The sequence below is a fragment of the Sphingomonas sp. CCH5-D11 genome (genome assembly GCF_001557395.1).
In the GTDB taxonomy this organism is placed as follows: Bacteria; Pseudomonadota; Alphaproteobacteria; order Sphingomonadales; family Sphingomonadaceae; genus Sphingomonas.
This window is the reverse complement of record NZ_LSKH01000097.1, coordinates 1-21878: the sequence shown is the minus strand read 5'-3', so window position 1 is coordinate 21878 and position 21878 is coordinate 1. Positions and strand designations below refer to the sequence as shown.

21 protein-coding genes and 1 pseudogene are annotated in these 21878 nt (G+C 62.5%); 6 read left to right on the top strand and 16 right to left on the bottom strand.

What is annotated here, in order from left to right:
* Together hlyD and AX702_RS06415 are read right to left on the bottom strand one after the other, a co-directional pair.
* Complete coding sequence (gene hlyD / locus AX702_RS06420; protein WP_047169912.1) at positions 1-1014, bottom strand: secretion protein HlyD; 1014 nt, start codon at positions 1012-1014, stop codon at positions 1-3.
* Position 1015: 1 nt separating this feature from the next.
* Complete coding sequence (locus AX702_RS06415; RefSeq protein ID WP_047169913.1) at positions 1016-1405, bottom strand: DoxX family protein; 390 nt, start codon at positions 1403-1405, stop codon at positions 1016-1018.
* Positions 1406-1606: 201 nt separating this feature from the next.
* Between AX702_RS06415 and AX702_RS06410 the strand changes: the two genes are divergently transcribed.
* Positions 1607-2254: a TetR/AcrR family transcriptional regulator gene (locus AX702_RS06410; RefSeq protein ID WP_047169914.1), complete on the top strand. Its 648-nt coding sequence runs from the start codon at positions 1607-1609 to the stop codon at positions 2252-2254.
* A 94-nt stretch (positions 2255-2348) separates the two neighbouring features.
* Here the strand turns inward: AX702_RS06410 and AX702_RS06405 are convergent, their stop codons facing one another.
* The 4 genes from AX702_RS06405 to AX702_RS06390 are packed head-to-tail and all read right to left on the bottom strand — an operon-like array spanning position 2349 to position 7963.
* Entirely contained in the window at positions 2349-3824 is a 1476-nt protein-coding gene (locus tag AX702_RS06405; protein ID WP_047169915.1) for a class I SAM-dependent DNA methyltransferase, read from the bottom strand.
* Positions 3821-4669: an HNH endonuclease gene (locus AX702_RS06400; protein WP_053000412.1), complete on the bottom strand. Its 849-nt coding sequence runs from the start codon at positions 4667-4669 to the stop codon at positions 3821-3823. The genes AX702_RS06405 and AX702_RS06400 overlap by 4 nt, the downstream gene beginning before the upstream one ends.
* The gene (locus AX702_RS06395) at positions 4669-6282 is read right to left on the bottom strand and encodes an AAA family ATPase (RefSeq protein ID WP_066777671.1); all 1614 of its coding nucleotides are present in this window, start codon (positions 6280-6282) and stop codon (positions 4669-4671) included. The genes AX702_RS06400 and AX702_RS06395 overlap by 1 nt, the downstream gene beginning before the upstream one ends.
* On the bottom strand, positions 6272-7963 hold the full coding sequence (locus tag AX702_RS06390; RefSeq protein WP_066777668.1) for a restriction endonuclease subunit S: 1692 nt from the start codon (positions 7961-7963) through the stop codon (positions 6272-6274). The genes AX702_RS06395 and AX702_RS06390 overlap by 11 nt, the downstream gene beginning before the upstream one ends.
* A gap of 193 nt (positions 7964-8156) precedes the next feature.
* Between AX702_RS06390 and AX702_RS06385 the strand changes: the two genes are divergently transcribed.
* The 3 genes and pseudogenes from AX702_RS06385 to AX702_RS24200 all read left to right on the top strand — a co-directional run.
* On the top strand, positions 8157-8462 hold the full coding sequence (locus tag AX702_RS06385) for a type II toxin-antitoxin system TacA family antitoxin (protein ID WP_047169916.1): 306 nt from the start codon (positions 8157-8159) through the stop codon (positions 8460-8462).
* 12 nt (positions 8463-8474) lie between these two features.
* Entirely contained in the window at positions 8475-8963 is a 489-nt protein-coding gene (locus tag AX702_RS06380) for a GNAT family N-acetyltransferase (RefSeq protein ID WP_047169917.1), read from the top strand.
* Between the two features lie 1457 nt (positions 8964-10420).
* Positions 10421-10823: pseudogene (locus AX702_RS24200) on the top strand (DDE-type integrase/transposase/recombinase); the annotation flags it as partial.
* Between the two features lie 162 nt (positions 10824-10985).
* Here the strand turns inward: AX702_RS24200 and AX702_RS06370 are convergent.
* From AX702_RS06370 to AX702_RS21550, 4 genes are all read right to left on the bottom strand, one after another.
* Positions 10986-11711: an SDR family oxidoreductase gene (locus AX702_RS06370; RefSeq protein WP_066777662.1), complete on the bottom strand. Its 726-nt coding sequence runs from the start codon at positions 11709-11711 to the stop codon at positions 10986-10988.
* The gene (locus AX702_RS06365; protein WP_231731751.1) at positions 11708-13978 is read right to left on the bottom strand and encodes a hypothetical protein; all 2271 of its coding nucleotides are present in this window, start codon (positions 13976-13978) and stop codon (positions 11708-11710) included. Before AX702_RS06365 ends, AX702_RS06370 begins: the two co-directional genes overlap by 4 nt.
* A 58-nt stretch (positions 13979-14036) precedes the next feature.
* Entirely contained in the window at positions 14037-15551 is a 1515-nt protein-coding gene (locus AX702_RS06360) for an MFS transporter (RefSeq protein ID WP_066777660.1), read from the bottom strand.
* 88 nt (positions 15552-15639) lie between these two features.
* A complete protein-coding gene (locus tag AX702_RS21550; RefSeq protein WP_082746079.1) occupies positions 15640-16140 on the bottom strand; it encodes an EAL domain-containing protein in 501 nt (166 codons plus the stop codon).
* A 12-nt stretch (positions 16141-16152) separates the two neighbouring features.
* On the opposite strand from AX702_RS21550, the gene AX702_RS06350 reads away from it, so the two are divergent.
* A complete protein-coding gene (locus AX702_RS06350; protein WP_066777655.1) occupies positions 16153-16581 on the top strand; it encodes a pyridoxamine 5'-phosphate oxidase family protein in 429 nt (142 codons plus the stop codon).
* A gap of 319 nt (positions 16582-16900) precedes the next feature.
* On the opposite strand, the gene AX702_RS06345 is transcribed toward AX702_RS06350, so the two are convergent.
* The gene (locus AX702_RS06345; protein WP_231731750.1) at positions 16901-17344 is read right to left on the bottom strand and encodes a flavodoxin; all 444 of its coding nucleotides are present in this window, start codon (positions 17342-17344) and stop codon (positions 16901-16903) included.
* 101 nt (positions 17345-17445) lie between these two features.
* Positions 17446-18591, bottom strand: a complete 1146-nt coding sequence (locus AX702_RS06340) for an aldo/keto reductase (protein WP_082746105.1) — start codon at positions 18589-18591, stop codon at positions 17446-17448.
* Positions 18592-18674: 83 nt separating this feature from the next.
* Between AX702_RS06340 and AX702_RS23800 the strand changes: the two genes are divergently transcribed.
* A complete protein-coding gene (locus tag AX702_RS23800; protein WP_066777651.1) occupies positions 18675-18854 on the top strand; it encodes a hypothetical protein in 180 nt (59 codons plus the stop codon).
* A gap of 304 nt (positions 18855-19158) precedes the next feature.
* Here the strand turns inward: AX702_RS23800 and AX702_RS06330 are convergent, their stop codons facing one another.
* The 4 genes from AX702_RS06330 to AX702_RS21545 form a co-directional block, all read right to left on the bottom strand.
* On the bottom strand, positions 19159-20181 hold the full coding sequence (locus AX702_RS06330) for an acyl-CoA dehydrogenase family protein (RefSeq protein WP_066777649.1): 1023 nt from the start codon (positions 20179-20181) through the stop codon (positions 19159-19161).
* 2 nt (positions 20182-20183) lie between these two features.
* Positions 20184-20501: a 2Fe-2S iron-sulfur cluster-binding protein gene (locus AX702_RS06325; RefSeq protein WP_066777641.1), complete on the bottom strand. Its 318-nt coding sequence runs from the start codon at positions 20499-20501 to the stop codon at positions 20184-20186.
* Positions 20502-21683, bottom strand: a complete 1182-nt coding sequence (locus AX702_RS06320; RefSeq protein ID WP_066777639.1) for an aromatic ring-hydroxylating oxygenase subunit alpha — start codon at positions 21681-21683, stop codon at positions 20502-20504. It abuts the gene before it with no gap.
* A gap of 61 nt (positions 21684-21744) precedes the next feature.
* Positions 21745-21878 (bottom strand): oxidoreductase C-terminal domain-containing protein (locus AX702_RS21545; protein ID WP_331710382.1); only part of this gene is annotated, 134 nt, incomplete at its 5' end.

The window sequence follows — 21878 nt, the reverse complement described above, 5'->3', positions numbered from 1 at the left end:
TCAGTCCTCCACCGCGCGGGCACCGCTCGCGAGCCGGACGGTGATCGGCATCCCTTGGCGGAGCCGCGAATCAGGGTCGAGGACGATGACTCGCGCGCGATAGACAAGGTCGGTGCGGAGCGCCTCGGTCTCGACAGACTTGGGCGTGAACTCTGCAGTCGGCGAAACATAGCCGACCCGGCCCTTGTAAACCTTGCCGGGGGCAGCATCGGTCGTGATATTGACGATCGTGCCAGGCGCGACCAGCCCAAGATTGGGCGCATCAACAAAGACCCGCGCCCACACCGGTCGCGCCAGCGCCTCGGTGAAGGCGGTCGCTCCCGATGAAATATTGGCACCCCGTTCGATCGCCCGCGTCAGGATCGTGCCGTCGGACGGCGCGCGCAGGACCGTATCGGCGACGCGGATGCGGATGCGGTCGGCGGTCGCATTCGCGCGATCGACATTGCTAGCGGCCTGAGCGATCTCCTGCCTCCGGGTGCCCGCGCGCTGTTCAGCGAGCGCGTGCTGCGCGCTACGCAGTCGCGCGGCGGCCTCGTTGCGCTGATTGACCGCGTCTTCGATCCGACGGTCGGCGACGGCGCCCGTGCCACGCAAGCTTTCGAGCCGATCGACGTCGCCCTGTGCATTGGCAAGCGCGGCGCGACGTTCGGCCACGGCCGCCTCGGCCTGCGCGATGTCCTCGCGCCGATTGCCTTCCCGCAACAGGTCCAATTGCGCGCGCTGCGCGTCGGTGTTCGCTTGCGCCTCAGCGAGTTCGGTCTGAAGCGGTTCGGCGTCGAGCCTTGCAAGCACTTGGCCCGCGGTAACGGCATCGCCTTCGTCGACCAGGACCTCCGCCACCCTCCCGTCGACGCGGAAGGAGAGATCGACCTCGCGAATATCGACATTGCCGTAGAGAGTCAGCGGTTCGTCGTTGTCGCTCCACGGTCGCGTGAAGAGCAGCACCGCGCCCAACGCCGCGAGGACGACAACAGCCGCGACCAATAGAACTCGACGACTTGGGCGCTTCATGTCAATCCTTTCCGACGAACCAGCGGTTTGCCGACCGCAGCGGCGCAGCGGCAATCGCGACCGTTAGCGCCAGAAGAAGAATGGCGGGCACGGGACTGCCGCCAATCACGGTCAGATGGGTCATGGTCGCTCCCGCAGCGACGAAGGCGAGCAGCACCGCGCCCGCAATTGCGGTCCGCCGTCGCAGAAGAAGCGCGGCGCCGAGAAGTTCAAGGCCGCCCGTAACAAAGCGAAACCATTGGCCCCAACCGATCATCGCAAATAGACCCACCATGCTCTCCGCACCTGCGAGCTTGAAAGCGCCAGCGACACTGAAAAGAAGAGCGGCCGTAACGCGCGCTATTCGCCAAACAGTGCGGTGTATTTTTGCGTTTTTAAGCAAAGCAGTCATCGGGCGTTTCGGTGGTCATCAGCGAATTGCTGAGCGAGCGACAGGAGCGCAGCTTGACCGTAGCCGTGAATGGTAGCCGCGGACGATCCGGTTCCGAACGGCACGCTGATCGCCAAGTTCGACGAACTCTTTCCCACCGCCACGCCCTCGACTCACACATGACTGACTAGCCGGTCATCTGATTGCCTTGTCGATTGAAGTATGGCAAGCCACAAAATGCGCATGAGCGAACCTCCTAAGCCAGCCACAAGGCAACGACGCCGCAAAGAGGAGCGTCCTGGCGAAATCCTGGCGGCTGCCCTCACACTTTTTTCCGAACGCGGCTTTTCAGCGACGCGACTCGAAGACGTGGCAGATCGCGCAGGGATCGCCAAAGGCACGATCTACCTTTACTTCCAGACGAAGGAGGATCTGTTCGAGGCCGTCGTCCGCGATGCATTCGCACCATTACTCGAACGTCTTACCGGCGCTTTAGAGCTGCCTTCGGCGAACAGCGCAGTAATTCTCCGATTCCTAATCGAGACGTTGTACCGTCAGATGGTCGCCACCGAGAAGCGCGAAATCCTTCGGTTACTGATAGCCGAGGCAAAGCGATTTCCGACTCTTGTGAGCTTTTATCATCGCGAGGCGGTCAGTCGCGGTAAGGCGATCGTCGCCGAAATTCTCCGGCGCGGTATCGAAAGCGGAGAATTTCGGGACGGACCTGCGACCCGTTATCCCGAGGTAATTATCGGGCCTGCAATCTTGGCAGCGATCTGGAAACTGGTGTTTGAGCCGGTCGATCCGATGGACCTTGATGAGATGATTGAAGCCCATCTCGATCTGGTTCTGAACAGCATCCTCAAATAGTCACCCGCCTGAGTACTACCTTTTAGCTGAATGTTTGAATGAACAGTTGGACCCTTCGAGATCTCGAAAAGGGGCTATACGATAAGGCGACCAACTATTTCTGCGTACCGCTGATAAGCGCCAACGCGCGCTGAAGATCGTCCGCGACCAAACGGGAAATCTCGTCAAGGCGTTCAAGACCGGGCGTGCGAGCGGAAATCGTCGACGATTCCCAGGCCAGATCCAGCCGACATTCGCTCGTCTCGATAATTGCCTTGGCATCGAAGGCCCGGAAGCGATCTTCGCCTTCGCCACTATCGTCTTTTGGGGCAGCGAAACCAGAGCGATAGAGGGCGACAAATTCTTGCAAATCCTCGCGCTGCAACGGTTTCGCTTTCAGCGAAAAGCGTTTGTCCGATCTCAGGTCGTAAGCCCAGATGCGGTCAGATATTGTTTCGTCGCCCCCGTGCAATGGCTTCTCGAAGAACAAGACGTTCGACTTCACACCCTGCGCATAAAATAGACCGGAGGGCAGTCTGAGAAGCGTGTGGACACGGCATGTTTCAAGAATGCGGCGACGGATGGCTGAAGCAGCGCCGGTTTCGAACAAGACGTTGTCAGGGATCACCACTGCTGCGCGTCCACCAGGCTTAAGCAGCGCCACGATATGCTGGAGAAAGTTGAGCTGTTTATTGGCGGTCTGAACCCAGAAATCGGGCCGAATGATCGTCAGTGTATCCTCGCCTCGTGAAGGCTTGCGGTCCTGCGCGTAAGTTACGCTTCCTTTGATGCCAAACGGCGGGTTCGTCAGCACCACATCGACTTGCGTCCGGGGCGGCTCTTTGAGGCTGTCCTGACAGGCGATCGGTAGCTCGTCTTCGGCATTGCCGCCAACTCCGTGGAGCAAGAGGTTCATTGTCGCGAGCCGCGCGACTTCCTCCACAAGTTCGACTCCGCGAATGGCTTTTGTCGCCAGTTCGACTTCCTGCCGGCGCGTCATGTCCGGATTGTTCCGCTTTAGGTGCTCATGAGCAACGAGCAGGAATCCCGCAGTGCCACAGGCTGGATCGCAGACGACTTCACCAAGCTGCGGGTTTACGCATTCTACGATGGCGTCGATAAGCGGACGTGGCGTGAAATACTGACCCGCGCCGCTCTTAGTGTCGCGCGCATTCTTCTCCAGCAAACCTTCGTAAGCCTCGCCCTTGAGATCGGCTTCCAGTCCCGTCCATTCGGTTTGACCGATGAGATCGACGATAAGCAGGCGCAGCTTTGCAGGGTCGCGAATCTTGTTTTTGGCGTTGCCGAAGATGAGGCCGAGCATGCCCCCCTTCTCGCCGAGCGCGGCGAGAATACGCGCATAATGCCGGTGCATGTCCTCCGCTTCGAGCTTTTCGAGCGAACGCCATCCATATTCTGCAGGGACGGGGCCGCCATCCTGTTCGTCGGACATCTTGAGAAACAGCAGATAGGTAAGCTGCTCGACATAATCCGGGTAGGACAGGCCATCATCGCGCAGCACGTTGCAATATTGCCAGAGCTTGCGAACGAGGGCGGCGGCGTCTCCGGTCGGCTTGTGCGTCTTCGTCATGCTGCGACCTTCAGAACAATGTCGTTAACCCACCAAAGATGCCGAAACGACTCCACATACACGCGTGCGGCCGAGGCATATTCCTCGCGAGCCGCCATTGCAGCGCGTAGATCCCGACAAGCGTCGAGAAAGGCGCCCTGTGCTGCCGGCATTCCGTTGAAATCCTGGGGCGCTTCGCGCTGGCCGCGATCGACGAGACGCTCGATACGATTGTACAGCATCACCCGGGCATCGCGAAATTTGGGCCAGTTGAGATGCAGATGGATACGACTGGCATCGAACTTGGCTTCTGCAAGCGTCTGCCCCTTATATTGCGGCGAAAGATCGACCTCGCCGTTGGGCGTGAATGTCAGCAGAACTACGTCGGTCATCCTGGTCGGATCGAGCAGCGCAGGTTCCTCGCGGGAAAGATCGTCGTCAGGCGCGCGCGCGCGCGCGGCCGGGTCGATCAATGGAAAATGCCCTGCCTTTCCGCCTGTCTCGCCGGTCTCGGGATTGGTGCGCGGTCGATTGGCGCGGTGGCAACTGAGGCGGAGGTTGGTCCAGTCGAACGCAAGCCAGTAGTAGCCAGGATGGTCCGGATCTTCCTTTACTCCGGCCTTCGGGCGAAAATGATCGATATCATCGTCCGTGCCGAGATTCTTGCATTCGACATACCAACATTTGTCGTGGGAATGCGCCGCGAACGCATCGCGCACCGCCGTCCAACGGCCGCGATATCGCTCGATTAGAGAGGCCCGCTGCGCGGGGTCTGGTTCGGCTAGAACGGCGGCACGGGCCTCTTCCAGAGCCTCGATCTGCTCGCGAATATTTGGCCTGATTTCTTCGAGATCGATGAAGCGCATCAACGAGTCTCGGTCTCTTGCCGCAACTGTTCCACAATCTCAGAGGCCAGTCTGGCGCGGTCGCGACGCTGCTCCGGGGTCAGTTGCACCTCTTGGCTCCAAGCCGAATCTTCCCGCTCAGTCCATGCCTTTACGAACAGTTCGTAGAGCGGATCGCGGGTGGTCTGCGCAAAGCCCAAGCCGCTAAGCTTCGCTTTGAGCCTTGCCAGTTCGGCTTCGTCGTCCGGGTCGAGTTCGTCCTTCATCGACAATATGCGCTGCTTGTCGAGGTCGGCTTGTGTTTCCGGATCGAGAGTGGACCGGAGGCGGAACAGATCGCTGGTCAGGATTGCCGCGACGCCCATGCCGCGCGGATCTTGATCGGGAGCCTCGACAATGGCGTGACCTTGGGGGTCGCGTCGAAATATCCTAACCTGCGCGCGTTCCAGACCGGCGAACACCAGCGGATCATGCGATGACATGACGATATGACAACTATCGCGGCCAAGGATGAAACGGTCGAGAAATTCGAGATACTGCGTGCTCCACGCCGGATTGAGATGGGTATCTGGCTCGTCAAGCAGAAACAGCGCCTCCTCCCGCGCCGTGAATTTGAGCAGACCGAGAACCAGCAGTAGTTGCTGCTCGCCTTCGCTGAGATCGCGGTAGGTGACCTCTCCGCCACCCGCCCCCGGCGCCATCCGGACCCGGGTCCGAACCTCTCCGAGCAGCTTCGACAGATCCATGCTCTCCAGCGCCGTGAAGAAGGCGTACTGATTGCCGTAGGACCGATAGACATCTTCGAGCGCGTCAGGCTTGGGCAGGAACAAATATAGATTCTCGACAACCGGATTTTTGGTCAGATCGACAGCCATCCGGCGGCCCATCCGAACCGGCAGCATCGCTTTGTCGTAGAGACGGCTCAGAAACTCCTGAACCTCGCCAACCGCCCTCCAGAAACGCGGATCGCCATCCTTGTTGCCGGGCCAGGGCGGCTTCTTAAGCGCGAACAGAACGCTGTCGAGGCCGTCGATTTGAAGATGATCACGCAAGAAAGTCCGGTCATCATCCGGACCGGTCGCCGCCTCCATGAAGAAGGCGATGAGTGCGAATTGGCCATGCAGCGTTTGCGAATAGAATAGGCGGCGCAGTGAGTTAGGGTCGGCAATTTCCTTGCTGCGCTGCGCTGGTGCCTTAATGATCCAGTTATAATATCGCTCGCGATGCTTTTCGAAGATCGTCTTGAGTCGATCGCTCGGGCCGGAATAGTAGCCAAAGACGAAAGCCGGCCGATAAATTGGCCTGCCGCTCTCATCGTCAGCCATGAAATGGCGGCGCGGGAGATCTTTATATCCGGTCTCGGTGCGTAGCTTCGCTCGGAACTGCGGATACTGGTTAGCTACCGCAATGATCTCGATGTCGTGGTCCCGGCACTGATATCTGAGCTGATAGGTAAACGGCGCTTCCTGATCGAGGTCGAGGTTGCGGAAGATCAGCGAAAGCGCTTCGATAAGGTTCGACTTTCCGGCACCGTTCTCGCCGACGAGCACTGTGTAAGGAGAGCCCTCGTCGAAATCGACATGCAGGTCGCGGAGATTTTTGAACTCCCCGATGGTCAGTTCGTCAAGCCGCATCGACGGCCTCCAACTCGGCGTTTTCGACTAAGTCGCCGACCTGCCGAATGGCGCTGCCGAGCTGCGAGCGCAGTGCGAGATAGAAGAGTTCGACATGCTCGGGTTCGTCACGATCGAATCCCGCTTGCCCGAAAAGCTCGGGAAGCTTGAGTGGCCTTCCCGCCTCTCGGAGAACCGCGGTGAGATCACTGTTGGGCCCTTGCCGACGACTAGCTGATGTTCGTTTGGCGGACACGGGCGAGGTTTCCTTTCCTTCGTCGGCATCATTCGCCGGGAGTTGCTCGGACGGCGGAGGTCCGAGCCGGTCGATCAACGCCCATGCAGGCTCATCCGCCGGATCCCGCTCGACGAGTTCACCGGCGACCGCCGCTGCGAGAAGCTCGGTTTCCATTTCCGGAAGCCGGCTGATCGACGTTTCCACGGCCTGGATCTGCGCCGCGATGGCTGCGAGCCGACGCCGCGTCTCGGCCGCGATGCGCCGCTGCTCTTCCAGCGGAGGCAAGGGGAACGGCAGCGCGCGGAAGCGCTCAAGGCCGAGATGGGCAATGTTCGTCGACCAGCGCGCGATCCGTTGGAAAACGCCGGCATGCATATAGTGCCGGAAGATCAGCAACGCGTAATCGGGATCAGTCCCGTCGCCAGCCCGAAAGCGGATGAGCGTGTTCTGGAAGCAGGCGCCGGAGATCTCGTCGCGATACATTGCCGGGCGTCCGACCAGTTCGGGACTCTGACCTTCGTTCAGGAGAATGTCCCCCGCCTTCAGCGTGTAGATTTCCGCTTCCTCCGGCGTGAAGTTCATCTCGAGAATGTCGGAGGTATCGATGCGGTCTTCGAAGACGTTCGCCACGCGAAGATAGGGCCGCATATGAGGGCCGTGCTGGTGTTGCGGCGCGCGCTGCCGTCCCAAGGTGACGTCGCCGGCCGCCGCAACGCGGACCCATCGCCATCCGGGCGGTAACGGTTCCGACGAAATCTCCTCTTCTTCTGACGTCGGCTCGAAAGCGTCGAACAGGCTACCCTGCGGCCTACCCGACCTTGCGGATGCCGTGGATCGCGGCCGTTCGTCGCCGGCCCTCTTGGGATGCTGCTCGGCAAGCTCGCCGGCTGCTGCTGCGGCAAGCGTTTCGCGCATTTGCTCACGGAGCCGGCCCAAGGCCGAACGCAGCAGCACCTCGGCCTCGCGTATCTCCTGAAGCCGCCGGTCCGCGATATCCGTGATGCGCCGCTGCTCATCCTGTGGCGGCAGGGGAAAGTGCAGCGCGGCAAACCGCGAAGCGCCGAGATGCTGAATGCCGACGCCCCGCGCCGCGCGGGCGAAGATCCCCGATGCGGCATAGTGACGGAACACCATGAGCGCATATTCCGGTAGCACGAGGTGCGGCCGGAACCGAATGACCGTATTCTGGTAGCAGCAGTCGTCGATCTCGCCGCGCCACAGCGCTGCGCGGCCGACATGCGCTGCGCTTCCCGATGCTTCGGTCAACAGGATGTCGCCGTCAGCAAGGGCAAAAATCTGTCGCTCTCTCGGCGTAAAGTCCATTTCCAGCAGATCACTCAGATCGAGACCGGCGGGCGTGATATTGGCGGCCCGCACATATCGGGTTGCATGCCGGCCCGTGTGCTTGTCGGGCGAACGCTGGCGGCCGAGGCGCACCGCGCCGGCCTGATCCACGCGAACCATGGCCCATGTATCGGGAAATCCGCTAGTTTCCGGCACGATCGTCGTTCGCTTTCCCCATCCGGCCCGCACCTATCCCGGCCGAAGCGAGCAAAAAAATGCGGATTCGGACGGACAAAAACTATGTCTCGACGCGGAACCCCTTGCTGCGTCCGGCTGTTAGCCGTACATTAGACGCGTAGCAAGGAAGAAGGCAATGGCCCGTCGAGCATCAGCGGCAAAAAGGTCGGCCCCGGCGCGCAGCGAGCGGCTGGAAGCGCGCGTGTCGCCGGATCAGAAGGATCTGTTTCAGCGGGCGGCCGAATTACAAGGCCGGACACTGACGGATTTTGTGATCGCCAGCGTCCATGAAGCGGCGGTTCGCACGATCGAGGACATGCATTCGATCGAGCTGAACGCCAAAGAGAGCCGCGCGTTCGCAGAGGCCGTACTTAATCCGCGCGAGCCAGCGCCTCGCCTGCGCAAGGCAGCGCAACGGTACATTGAGGCAATGGTCTCCTAGGTCGATAGCTGGGTGCAAATTACGCCGCTTGACGATCTTCATGATCGGGCCGCCTTTGAATGCGGCGTCGAGCCTCTGGATCGTTATTTTAAGACTCAAGCGGGCCAGGATGTCCGCAAGCGTATGGCGTCCTGCTTCGTGCTAACTGACGGCAGTTCCGCGGCCATCGCCTTCTATACGCTGACGGCCACCTCCATCGCTCTGCATGATCTGCCGGCGTCGATGGCGAAGAAGCTGCCCCGCTATCCCTCCGTTCCCGCCACTTTGATGGGGCGGCTCGCGGTCGATCATAGGTATCGTGGACAACGGCTCGGCGAGTTGATGATCATGGATGCGTTCAGCCGGACGCTGCGTAGCGAGATCGCGACCTACGCCTTCGTTGTGGACGCGAAGGATGAAAGGACAGCGAGCTTCTACAAAGCCTACGATTTTTTGCAGCTTGGTGAGGTACAGAACCGCCTCTTCATGCCTATGGCGGAAATCGCCAAACTTTTTGCATAGATACCCGGGAACCGACGGCCTCTGCCATATGCTGACTAAAGGCTGATAGAAGCGAACAATCAGTTTCGGCCGTAGGCGGTAGCCGGCGGAACGCGGCGCAGCATGGCGCTACAATCATAGTGCGACAGCGTAGGAATAGTGCTCATCATCATCGGGCGTGGCCCGCCACCGGCTGCTTCAAGTCGTTGAAAGTTAGAAGTTTTCGCGAAGGCGAGCCTTCTTGCCCCACAAAGCGCCCAACAAAGGTATGCGAGCATCCGTTCTTGCTTGCGAAGTAGGGAACGGAGCATATGGCGCCGGACAATCGCGCGGGGCCTTGAGCGTCCTTTGATCGTGCAGGACAAGGCGCAACTGCCCCTGCCGCTTTGACATCCATCCGCACCGCCGAAGCTATGGTAGGTGGAATAAGGTCGCTTGGTGAACTTGCGCATCAGGGCGGGTCCATACGGGCAACGTGTAGGGCCTGTCAGAAGACTGCGCTGTTCTCCCCTTACGAGCTAAGCACGTACTTCCTGCAACGTCGCTGGTCCGATGCGTGACTATGTTTGATCATGCACACAGGTTTGCTAGGTCGCGCTTCGAAACAAAGAGGGGGCGAATATGCTTTTTTCCGCGCTGCTGTTCAGTGCCGTCGCTGCAACACCGGCTGCATCGAAGACGGCACGGTGGGAAATCATTGCCGCCCCCATGCTTTGCTACCTTCATTCAATCAATCGCGGACCAGATGAGCAAGACTTTGTTGTTGAAGTGGAACCTTTAGGGCAAGAGATAAGCTTAGTCCTAGTTGAAGCATCCGGCCTTCCAAAGAGGGAAGCGACGGCTGTCTTGCGAAGCGAATCATCAGGGGAGAGCATCCAAGCGAAGTTCTATCCGTCTTCGCAATCAAGGATGTTTGACAACAGCGTGCGAGTCTCTGCGGGACAGATCAAGTTTCTTCAAAACGCAAAGAATGTCGAAGTCTCGGTGGCAGGGAAAACTCGGCACAAGATTAGCTTGGAAGGATTTACAAAAGGCCTGGCCGCAATCGATAATTGTACATCTGACATACTAAAGCGCATAGGTTACACTCCAAATCAACCAACGCCAACGCCACCGGGGGGCTTTGTGGAGAAGGCTCCTAGAGAGTGGATCAATAACGACGACTTTTCTCACGGGCCAGTCCGGGATGGAGGGGGCGGAAAGGCTCTCATAGGCTGGATAGTGGGGCGTGATGGAAGAGTACGAAATTGTACAACGCTCGCCTTTGAAGGAAATGCGAGGCTGGGCGTGGAGTCGTGCAAGCTTCTGACTAGGCGCGCGAAGTACAATCCACGAACGGACGCAAGCGGTTCGGCCATAGAAGAGTTCTCTTATCGATGGATGGTATATCGACCTTAACGACAAACAGCACGGCTTAATGGTGGCGCCCAGCCGGCAAACATACTCCAAAGCGCCCGCAAACGGCATCCACAGCGTGGCTGCGGGGGCATGTGACGAAAACCCGCGACAAGGATGCAGCACTCACCTTCATGAAGAAGGCGTTGAAGCGCCAGGCTCTCCGGACGCGATTACTACCGACAGCTTACGCTCCTGCCGTGCAGCTTTGAAAGAGCTGGGCAACACGGAGAAGCAGGAGGTTGGTCGCTGGGCAAACAACCGGTCGCGAACAGCCACCTGTCGTTCCGACGAAGGGAGCGCGCCATGCTCAGGATCAGGCGAATGAAGACGCTACAGAAGTTCGCCTCGGTGCACGCCAACATCCACAACCACTTCAGCCTCGAACGCCACCTTATCGACCGCCAACCCAACAGGAAACGCCGCTCTGCCCCACTGGCAGAGTGGCAGATCCTCGCCAGCTGGCCCCCTGCCCTCCAAGATTGACGTGCATCGTGCCGAGAGCGGTCGCGTTGAACTGACAGCAACCCACGCCGTCATGCCCGTGATTGGAAACGTAGATGCGGGCCCCCCGCGTCATTGATCGCGATCGCGCCGGCGAGGTTCTCTCTCGCCGAGTGCGATCATAATCACCCGCGATCAGCTGGATCACGTCAGCGCCTGGAGACGCGGCTCGATGCGCAGGCTGACCACGTCCACGCGATGCGATCGGGTCAGGATGAACGCGACGGCGTCGGCGATGTCCTCGGCGCGCAGCATCTCCTCGCGCGCGATCATCGCCTGTTGCTCGTCGTCGTCGGGCTCCTGCATGTCGGACCCGACCGACCCCGGCTCGACCAGGCTGACGCGCACGCCGCGTGCCGCCACTTCCTTGCGCAGCGTCTCGGCGAATGCCTGGAGGCCGGCCTTGGTCGCGGAATAGACGCTCTCGCCGGGCGCATGGATATCGGCGCTGATCGAGCCGATGATGACGACCTGACCTTGTCCCTTCGGGAAGCGCGCCAGCGCGCCGCGCGTGCAGGCGAGCGCGCCGGTCAGGTTGACGTCGATGACGTACCGCCAAGCGTCATCCGCCATGTCGTCGATCGGCTCGGCACCGAGCGCGGCATTGGAGACCAGGATGTCGAGCCCGCCCAGCTTTTCGTCGACGGCGGCAAAGATCCTTTCGACGTCCTCGCGCTTGCCAAGGTCCGCGATCAGGCCGTGCAACGCGCCGCCGTGCTCTCGCGCTGCGCTCAGCGCCTCCTCCAGCGCCTCGCCGTCGCGCCCCATCGTCAGCACCCGTGCGCCGGCGCGCGCGAACTGCAGCAGCATCGCGCGCCCGATGCCGGTGGTGCCGCCGGTCAGCAGGATCCGCTTGTCCTTCAGGGTCATGCGTCGTCGCTCCCCTTGTCGCTCCAGGTCAGCACGGCCCGCGCATCTGCAGGCAGAAGAAATTCGATCCGATCATCGGCCACCAGCGACGGTCGCACGCCATCCCCGCCCGCCAGCGTCAGCTTGCACTTGGGCAGCGGCTTGCGTCCCCGGCGCACCACCGCCAGCAATGCCGTGCAGGTGTCGCCGCCGGTCAGTTGCAGGCTCCGCGCGCGTTCGCCCGTCCGGTCCTGCGCGACGAGCAGGTGGTTGCAATAGAGTTCGAAGGCGGCGCCGTCGACGCGGTGGAATGCGCGCGCGGTGAGCACAAAGGGCGCGCCGGCGCCGTAGATCTCCTGCCCGACCTGACCCATCGGCTGCCCGTCGGCGTAAAGATCCTCCACCGGGAAGGAAAGCTTGTGATCGATATGGCCGTTGCGCCATTCGGTGGCGACGATCTCGGCGGGCACCGCATCGGGATAATAATACCAGCCGCGGTGCAGCACGTATTTGCAATATTCGCTGACCAGCATCCGCGCCGCGGGGTTAAGCTCGGGACCGCTGTCGAGCAGAAAGCGCTCCCATGCGGCGAAGCTGTCGAAACATTCGTACATCGCCATGTACGGCGCGTCGTGCAGCGCAGTCGCGCCAAGGAAGTTGCTGTAATGCTCGGCATGCCCGATCCGCGATTCCCAGATCTCGCAATTGTGCAGGAAGCTCGCGAGATACACATAGGCCTGTTCGCGATAGTCGCCGCGATCGGTGATCCGCCACAGCCGCATGCAGGCCGCCGCGCCCCAGGCGGTGAGGTTCGCCTGGTAATCGAGGTCGAACCGCATCCCCTTCGCCGCGTCGATCGCCGCGCGTGCCTCGTCCAGGAAGCGCTGCTCGCCGGTCAGCTCGAACCCGAGCAGCATCACATAGGCATAGAAGCCGCCGACGTCGGTCTGCCCGTGCGTCCCGTCTCCGCGTTTCGCGGTAATGACCGAGAAGTCGCGCACATTGTACTGGATTGGCCAGAGATAGTTGAAATGGTGCGCGGCGCGGATGCCGTAATCGACCGAGCGAAGGAACAGGTCGCGGGCCCATTCCTCGCCGAACAGCGCCAACTGGGCGAGATTGCGAAGCGGGTGGTAGAGGTACCAGCTGTCGACCGCATCGGCATCCTTGTCCTTGCCCACGTTCGGCAGATAGCGGCGCAGCGTCTTCAGCTTGGGGTCGTAGAACTTCTCCATGCCGGCCGCGAACTCGGCGGCAAGTGGCACCGGCTCGCCCCGCCAACGGCCGTATTCGTACAGTGCGGTCGTCACTGTCATCTGCACCATCGAATCCGGATATTCGGCATCGGTATATGGTCGCAGGTAGCGGTGGCCATATGAGGTGCAGGTCGCCACCGGCGCGCGGTCCAGATCCTTGAGCGTCTGATCCGCGCGCGCGTGCCAGTCGCGATAGATCACCGCCGGGTGGCGCATCGCGGTATAGGCCTCTCCCAGCATCTCGACGAACTGGCGCGCCTTCTCCTGCTCGCTGCCGGCGGTAAGGTCGCGCAGCACCAGGATCGCATCGGACAGCATCACCTCCTCGCCCGCGGGCAGCGGGTTGACCGGCGGCGTGCCGCTTTGCGGCGGGGTCGGCGGCAGGTAGCCCAGCTCCGGCCACTCGCCGCCTACCGCGCCCATCGGCGCGGTATGGGTGGCGCGGAAATAGTCGTTCAGCCCGGTCAGGTCCTGCACGTAGAGGACGTGGCCAAAGGCCGGCTCGTCCAGCGCGAAATAGATGAGGCCGGTGTTCGGCCCACGCTGCGCCGCCTCGACCAGGCCGGTGGCGCCGAGCGGATCGTCGTCGGCATCGAGCGGGTAAAGGTCGCGCGGAACAAACGGCACCAACAGCGGCGCGGCCGGGGTCAGCCAGCTGCGCACGTGCAGGCGGTGCAGGTCGGCACCGCTTCCCTCCAGCGTGATGCAATGCCGCCCGATCGCGCTTTCCGCCTCCAGCCGCAGCGCCTCGCCCGGCTGACGCCTGGCCCGGCGCACCCGCGCGAAACCGCCGGGAACATAGGCGGCGCGCACCGCCAGCCCGCCGCGCCCCGGCCGGCGCACGATCGCCCAGATCGAGTCGCCTCCCTCGCCGACCTCCACCGCGAAGTCGCCGACCGTGAACGCGCCCAGCTGCCGCAGCCCGCGGGCAAGCTCGTCCCGCAGGGTAAGGACGTGCAGGCTCGCGCCCCGCATGCGTGCTCCCGCGGCGGTCGCCTGGTCCTGCTGCTTGCGCTCGTCGACTGCCGCCATCAGGCTATCTCCTCTCGCATGTTGTGGCCCTTCGGCGCGTTTGCCGAAACAACATGGATCACGACCGATCCCTTGCAGCTTTTCCCGCACGTGCGCGGCGCAGGCGAACGCCGAGCCGCGCATCACGCAGCAGCGCGCCCGGCAGGTCGGTGGCCGCGCGCAGGCCAGCAACCGAGGATATGTTGCGGATCGTGCGCCGCGTCTCGCTGATCACCTGATTGACCATTTCGCGCCGCTCGATCTCGCCATGTTCGGCCACCAGCGACAGGCGATGAATGGCATAAAGACCGATCAGCCCGGCAATCAGGAAGTAGAAATCCCACGCGGTCACCAGGATCGGCAGCGAGAGCACGCCGTTCGGCCCCGACCAGCGCGCCAGCAGCTCGAAGCGCCGTGCCGCGAAGACCTCCGCCAATAGCCCGCCGACGATCGGCGCCACGCCCGCCGCAACCGCGGTGACCATCGCATTCGCCGCGACATAGGCGGTCGCCGATCCCTTGGGCGACAGCTTCAGCGCGATATTGGTGCTGGTCAGCGTCACGCCGGCGATCGACGCACCCATGACAAGGTGCAGCGCGACCAGCCATAGCTTGACCAGCTCGCGCGATCCGAACTGCGACGCGCCGATCATCGCCACGATCGCGACGATATAGGTGGGCGCACACACCGCCAGCACGGACTTGTTGGCATAGCGATCGCTGAGCGTTCCCCACATCCGCAGCGCGCCGATATTGGCGACCTGGCTGACCACGCCGAGCACCATCACGAAACTGACGTCGAAGCCCAGCTGGCGAACGATGAACACGGTGAAGAAGGGGGTCGCGAAGTTGATCGCGAACTGCCAGCTCGCGACAAAGGCCAGCAGCCGGCGGAAGTTCAGGTCGCGCACCGGCTCGCGGAGCAGCGCACCGAGCCGCACGGGGCCCGGCGCGGCCGGCATCAGCGGCTCGGGCATGGCAGCGACCACGCGCGCGCTGATCATCCCCGTGACGCAGCCGATCGCGAACATGCCCGCGAACACCAGATTGCGTGCGAAGGAGCCGGCGGGCGTCAGGTCGAGCGCGAGCGCGGCAGCCAGCCCGAGCAGAAGGCTGATCGCGCTCAGCCGCATCGTCCGCCGCGCGAAGACGCGACCCAGCCGCTCCTCCGGCGCCAGATCGCGCATCCACGCATTCCACGCGCACGCACCCACTGCGCCGAACCCGCACAGGATAATCTGCGCGGCGAGAAACAGGAGCAGCGGCAGCGTGCCGCTGAAAAAAGCGAGCGCCGCCATGATCGCCAGCATCGCCCGTCCGATCAGGCTGGAGACAACCGCGATCATCTTCCGGCGGCGCCAGCGCTCGACCAGCATGATCGCAGGCAGCTGCAGCAGCTGCGCCAGAAAGGGCGTGCTGGCGAGCACACCGATCATGATGTTTGACGCACCCAGATGTAGCGCAAAGGCGGTCAGGATCACGCCGGTGGTGAGCGCCGCCGTTCCGCCGGAGAAGGCCGCTTCCATCACCAGCAGGCGCAGGCCACGCTCTCGCTCCGCTTCGGTGACGAATGTCTGCGGAGCGAGCCACATCATGCCGCCGCTAACGCCCCCGATCCATTCAGGTTGCTACGTGATCGTCGCGTGCGGTTTGAAGAACAATGAAAAGCAGCTGCCAGCGCTACTAGGAACGGATGAAGCGCCGCAGTTCTTGGGCAAAATTCGGGAGCTGGAGCTCTGGTGACGTCCAGGTCAGCATGAAGTCGATACAGCGATCGAGCGGGTATGCGGGGGCGATGTGGAAGCCTTGCACGTAGTCGCAGCCCATGATCGTCAGCAATGCGAGCGTTTCGGCCTTGTCTACGCCCTCGGCGGTCACGCGTAAACCAACGCCATGTGCCAGATCGATGGTCGAGCGCACGATCAGCGGATCACGGTGACTTTCGGCGAGATCGCGAATTAAGCTCATATCGATCTTCAGTTCGCTTGCCGGCATCTGACGCAGATACGTTAACGAAGACAGGCCAACGCCATTGTCAGCTATGGCAATGGCAAGCCCCGCATCGGCGAGCCACTCGAAACGTCTGCGGGGATGGGAGGGACGCGAGCCTAGCCGTCGCTTGCCCTTTGGGTGTTGGGAACGCGCGCTTGAACAGGCTGTTGTGCGCAACAGCGGATCAAGCATGGAGATCAGACGATGAAGACGCTCGAACAGCTATCCGAGGCGATGCGCAAGATCGATTTCACCATGCTGACCACAGTGGCGAGCGACGGGGGGCTCGCTGCGCGACCGATGAGCAACAACCAGGATGTGGAATACGACGGTGACAGCTACTTTTTCGCGCTGGAAGACACCGACACCGTGCGTGAAATTGAGGCCAACCCTCGAGTTGGGCTAACGCTACACGGCAACAGCGGATTGCTTGGCAAGCCGCCGCTGTTCATCGCAGCCGCGGGCACAGCCCAGATCATCCGCGACAAGGCCGCTTTTGAGCAGCACTGGGTCAAAGATCTCGAGCGCTGGTTTGAACAGGGCGTCGACACACCGGGGTTAGTGCTGATCAAAGCTCATGCTGACCACCTGCATTACTGGGACGGCGAGGACCAGGGCGAAGTCACGACATAAGTCGTGAAGGTGGCGGGTCGATACGACTGCAGCGGCATTTCCCGCCCATGCGGCAAACGGGTATGCTGGTTGCTAGCTGCCGTCCGTGTCCATTGATATTTGACCCACAACCGGTCATTTGCAACCGTTCTCAGCTCCCCCGACTTCGGCCATTCGTTCATCTCGGTTCGGAGGTGATAAAGTCGGGCCTGGGTCCCAGCGGCTCCGTGAAACGGATTGAAGAACGGCAAAGGCAGCGCGTCGGCTACGATTGATGGCGAGGCGTCAACGCAAAGGCCGCTCTATGCCTGAAGACGCCCAAGCCAGTCACGCACCTGGTTCAAAGTCCTGCGTTCCTGATCGGCTTCCAGCACAAAGGCTTCTCGATGCGCGCAGCCGGCGCATGGCTGGCGAGTACGGACGGGGCCTCACCCACGCCGTAGCCACCATGAGTGATGAACGGTCGCAGTGTCCTGCCGCCGAGGTCGTGCGCCTTAAGGAACGAGCGGATCGGCGGCGGTGTGGTCGCACCCCAGATCGGGAAGCCGAGGTAGATCTCGTCATATCTGGCGATGTTGTCGACCCGGACGGCGAGCGGCGGCTCGAAGCCGCTGTCGCGCTCGCGCGTCGCCTGCGCGACATGCTGCTCGTAATCCGCCGGATACGGGCGCGCCGGCCTGATCTCGAACAGGTCGGCACCGAGCTGGCGTTGCAGCGTCTCTGCGATCACCCTCGTGTTGCCCGATCGCGTCAGGTACGCGACGAGCGTCTTTGCGCCAGTCATCGGGTTTGATCCTCTATCTTGGGCACAAGCCGATGCGCTCGCGACGGCAAGGATCGCAGGGGTGGCGAGCAGGGTGCGGCGTGAAAAACCTTCTGGCCCCCTCACGACCGCCTCGGCGGCGCCTCGACGCCGGAAAAGGCCTGCACGGGCGGCGGCAGCCGATCGCCCTTGACCCTGATCGCCGCGACGGCCGCGTTCAGCTCCCGTAGCTCGGAAGGCGTGAAGCGGACCGCCATCGCGCCCGTGTTCTCGGTCATGTGCGCCATCTGCGTCGTGCCGGGGATCGGCACGATCCAGGGCTTCTGCGCGATCAGCCAGGCGAGCGCGATCTGCGCCAAGGACGCCTGCTTGGCGGCCGCCCAGCGCTTCAAGAGCGATACCAGCGCGAGATTAGCCGTGATGTTCTCCCGAGCGAAGCGGGTCTCGCCGGCGCGGATATCGCCGGGCGCGTAGGCGGTCTGCGCGTCGATCGCGCCGGTCAGGAAGCCGACCCCGAGCGGACTCCAGCAGACGAAGCCGATGCCGAGCTGCTCGCACAGTGGCAGCACCTCGGCCTCGGGGCCACGCCACAGCATGGAATATTCGTTCTGAACGGCTGTCACCGGCAGCTCGGCATGGGCGCGGCGCAGCGTCTCCAGCCCCATTTCACACAGGCCCCAGTGAAGCACCTTCCCTTGAGCCTTCAGGTCCTTGATCGCGCCGGCGACGTCCTCGATCGGCACGGCGGGGTCGACGCGGTGCTGGTACACCATGTCAAGGCGATCGGTTCGCAACCGCTTCAGCGATCCTTCAACCGCTGCCTTGATGTGCTCCGGACGGCTATTGAGAGGGTCGCCAGCATCCCGCTTACCGTCCGGGCCGATGTTCCACCCGAACTTGGAGGTGATGACGACCTGGTGGCGGAAAGGCTGTGCGGCCTCCCCCAGGATAAGCTCGTCCTCAAACGGGCCGTAAGCCTCGGCAGTGTCGAACAGGGTGACACCGCGCTCGTAGGCCGCGCGAATGATCCGGATCATCTCCGCGCGGTCGGGGATCGTGGTCTGGTATGTTCGGTGCATGTTCTGCACGCCCAGGCCGACGCTGGAGACCTCCAGCGACCCGAGCCTGCGGCGCGCGCCGGCGGTCCGCGTCGCAGGCGGCGCAGTGTTTGCGGCGCCCGCCGGACTGAACGACGCAGCGGCAAGCCCTGCGCCCGCAACGCCGAGTAGGCCGCGCCGGCTCACCTGTCCTGATACAGCTTCGTTCATGGCCATCGCTCCCGGTCAATTGTTATGCAGGGTGGGTTCACGGGCTCAGAGCTTGCGGGTCCCGAGCCACTTGGCAGCCCGGCGTGACCAAGCCGGGCGGTCCCGTTGTCGGCTATCCGGAAGCAGCATCGGATTATTGCAGCGGCGAAGCATGGCAAGCGATCGCGCCGCTTCGCTACCTCAATACACGCGCCGGCCTGATCTATGCCGGCACCAACGAGATCCAGCGGGGCATCATCGCCAAGGCGGCGCTTGGATTGTAGCGCCCAACCCCCCTCCCCTTCAGGGCAAGGGCCGGGGTGGGGCGGTGTCTCCCAGAGACCTGCGCACACGGCTCGTTCCGGGGGACTGCTCCACCCCCCTGCCCCTCTTCTCAGGAGAAGGGGGCGAGCCGTTTCCAGACAGGAGCGGCCAGGGTTTGATCCATGCTCCTTGGAGCACCTCCCCGGCGAAGGCCGGGGTCCAGGTGGGAAAGTGTTGGAAGAAGCGGGTGTGCCTGCAAGCATTGTTGCGCAACTGGACCCCGGCCTTCGCCGGGGAGGCGGATCAATCCAGCTGGATCAGACCCTAAGCCGCGAGTTGCGCCGTCATGCGCCCAAAGCGTTGGCGGTGCTGATCGGCGCTGCCGAGTTCGTGTTCGATCACCGTCAGCCGTTCGAAGCAGCGGCCGACCAGCAGTTCCTGCGTCATGCCCATGCCCCCGTGCAGTTGAACCGCATTCTGCCCGACGAAGCGCCCCGCATCAGCCACCGTCACTTTCGCTGCACTGACCAGGCGCGCACGCTCGGCCCAGTGGCCGCCCAGCGCCTGGCAGGCGCGCGCCGCAATCGCCGTCGCCCGGCGGGCCTGGATATGCATGTCGGCAAGCCGATGCTGGATCACCTGGAAGTGCGCGATCGGCTGGCCGAACTGTTGGCGCTCCTTGGCATAGGCAACTGTGTCCCTCACCAGCCGTCGCATCAGACCGCTTGCTTCTGACGCGAGGCAAGCAAGCGCAATGTCACCCGCTTCGCTCAGCGCATCGTCGACATCCATGGCGAGCAGCGCGGCATCGGCGTTGATGAAGCGGAGGTCGGCGGCGGAGCGGCCATCGATCGTCGGATAAGCCTTGGCGATCACGCCTTCGGCCTGTGCGGATACCAGAAGAAGCGCGGACGCGTAGCTTTCGGTTCGTGCCGCAACGAGCAGGTAGTCCGCGGACGCACCGTCGAGCACCAGCGGTGCGTCGCCATCGAGCCGCCAGCCACCAGCCGTGGGTGTCGCACTGACGCTGGGTCGAAGCCGTGGATCCAGCCCCGCAACGGCGACTGTTGCGCCTTTCGCGATGTCCTTCAGCACGCCATCGCCGGCCGGCGTTCGAGCGCCCTGCAGCAGCTTCGCGGCAATGACGCATGTCTCGAGGAAGGATGTCGGCGCGCAATGCTCGCCAAGCGTTTCGAGCACGGCTCCCGCCGTGGAAGCATCCAGCCCGAGACCTCCCAGTTCCTCGGGCACGATCAATCCGAAAACGCCGGCAGCTTGAAGGGCGGCCGACCCGTCGCGAGCGCTCGCCAGATGGCGTTCGAGCGCCTCTCGCAATGCTTGCTCCACGTTCAAACCTCCGGCGCGATGGTGACGCGCAGACCGTCGAGTGCGTTGTCGAAGCGCAACTGGCAGGACAGCCGCGAACGCTCGCTGCGATGTTCGGAGCTGTCGAGCAATTCGTGCTCGTCCGGGCCGAGCGGTCCAAGGCGGTCAAGCTGATCCTCGTCCACATAGACGTGGCATGTCGCACACGAACAACTGCCGCCGCACATGGCGAGCAGTTCGTCAAACCCGTTGTCGCGGATCACCTCCATGACGCTGAGACCAGCCTCGCCGGTCACTTCATGCTCGGTACCGTCGCGCGTCGTAACGATCAGCTGCGGCATCTACAGCAACGTCTCGAGCGCTTCGTAATAACGGATCACGTTCTCCTCGAGCCCGCAATAGACGGTGCTTTCGGGCACACCCGCGTTCAGCCCCTCCTGGCTGATCTGCGCCGCGCGGAAGTCCTCTCCCGCGAACACCTTGATGATCAGGTCGTAGGAGCGCTCGAACACCTCTTCCGCCTTGGGCGTTGTCGCTGGACCGGGGGTGATCATGTAATAGTGCACGATCGTCCGATCGACGCCGTACGGCATCAGGATCATCACGCTCGTATAATATTGGCTGGTGACAATCACGACATTGGGGAATGCGGTATAGGCGTGTGTGACAAGCTTGTGGACGTTCATGTCCGCATCCTCGTCCAGCATTGACGGCTCATAGCCGATACGCCCGGATACCTGACGGATGTTGACGCCGAACGTGTCGCTGACGCTTGGCGCATCGACGAACAGCGCGCCAATCGATGCGGCGTGCAGCCGCTGGACGTGATAACCCTCAAGGAAAGGCTCGAGAACGACCTTCCAATTGGCCTTCAGGTCGAAGGTCTTGCGGCCGTAGACATGGCCGCCGGGGATGCCGAGTGCGGTGAAGTCTGCATCGATCTGGTCGTGCAATTGCGACACGTCGAGCGGTCCGCCGTTCAGCTGGGCATAGACCACACCGCCCCAGACGATGCTGGGAAGCTCCTTCAACCCACGCTGATCCTTCATCACGCCTTCGAACATGTCCGACCGCGCGACGCCGATCAGCTTGCCGTCGAGGCCATATGTCCAGGCATGGTAAGGACAGACCATCCGCCCTTGCTTATGGACAACGCAATCCTCCACCAGCTTCGCGCCCTTGTGCTGGCAGGCGTTGATGAAGACCTTGATCTCGTCGGCGCGCGTGCGGGTAACGAGCAAGGGCTTGCCATAGGCCTCAATCGCGACGACCGACCCTGCTTCCGGCAGTACCGCCGCTAGAGCGATCGGCACGGCGTGCTTCTGAAAGATATTTGCTTGTTCGGCGTCAAACCGCTCGCGACCGGTGAAGATCTCGTTCGGACGCGTAGCCGCGAGCGGGACGTTGACGGCGTCCTTTTCGGCGGGGATCCGGCGAATAGCCTCCTGCTGACTGTCGGTCAGGTCAGACAGCCGCGTCACGCGGCGCTCGGCCGGCCTCGCTATGTCGGCGACGAAGTTCATGGTCGCACCTCTCCTGTTTGTAGGTACGTCATACCCAACCCCAAAACTAATGGCAATAGTTTTACGCCTCTTTGAGGAGAACGTCTGGATCCGCGAGCCGGGCCGGATCGGGCGTGGCGGCGGTTTCGACGAGCTTGCGCCCCTGGACGTAATCCTTGACCGCGTTGACGCAGTCGAGCGCGATGACGCGGCCGG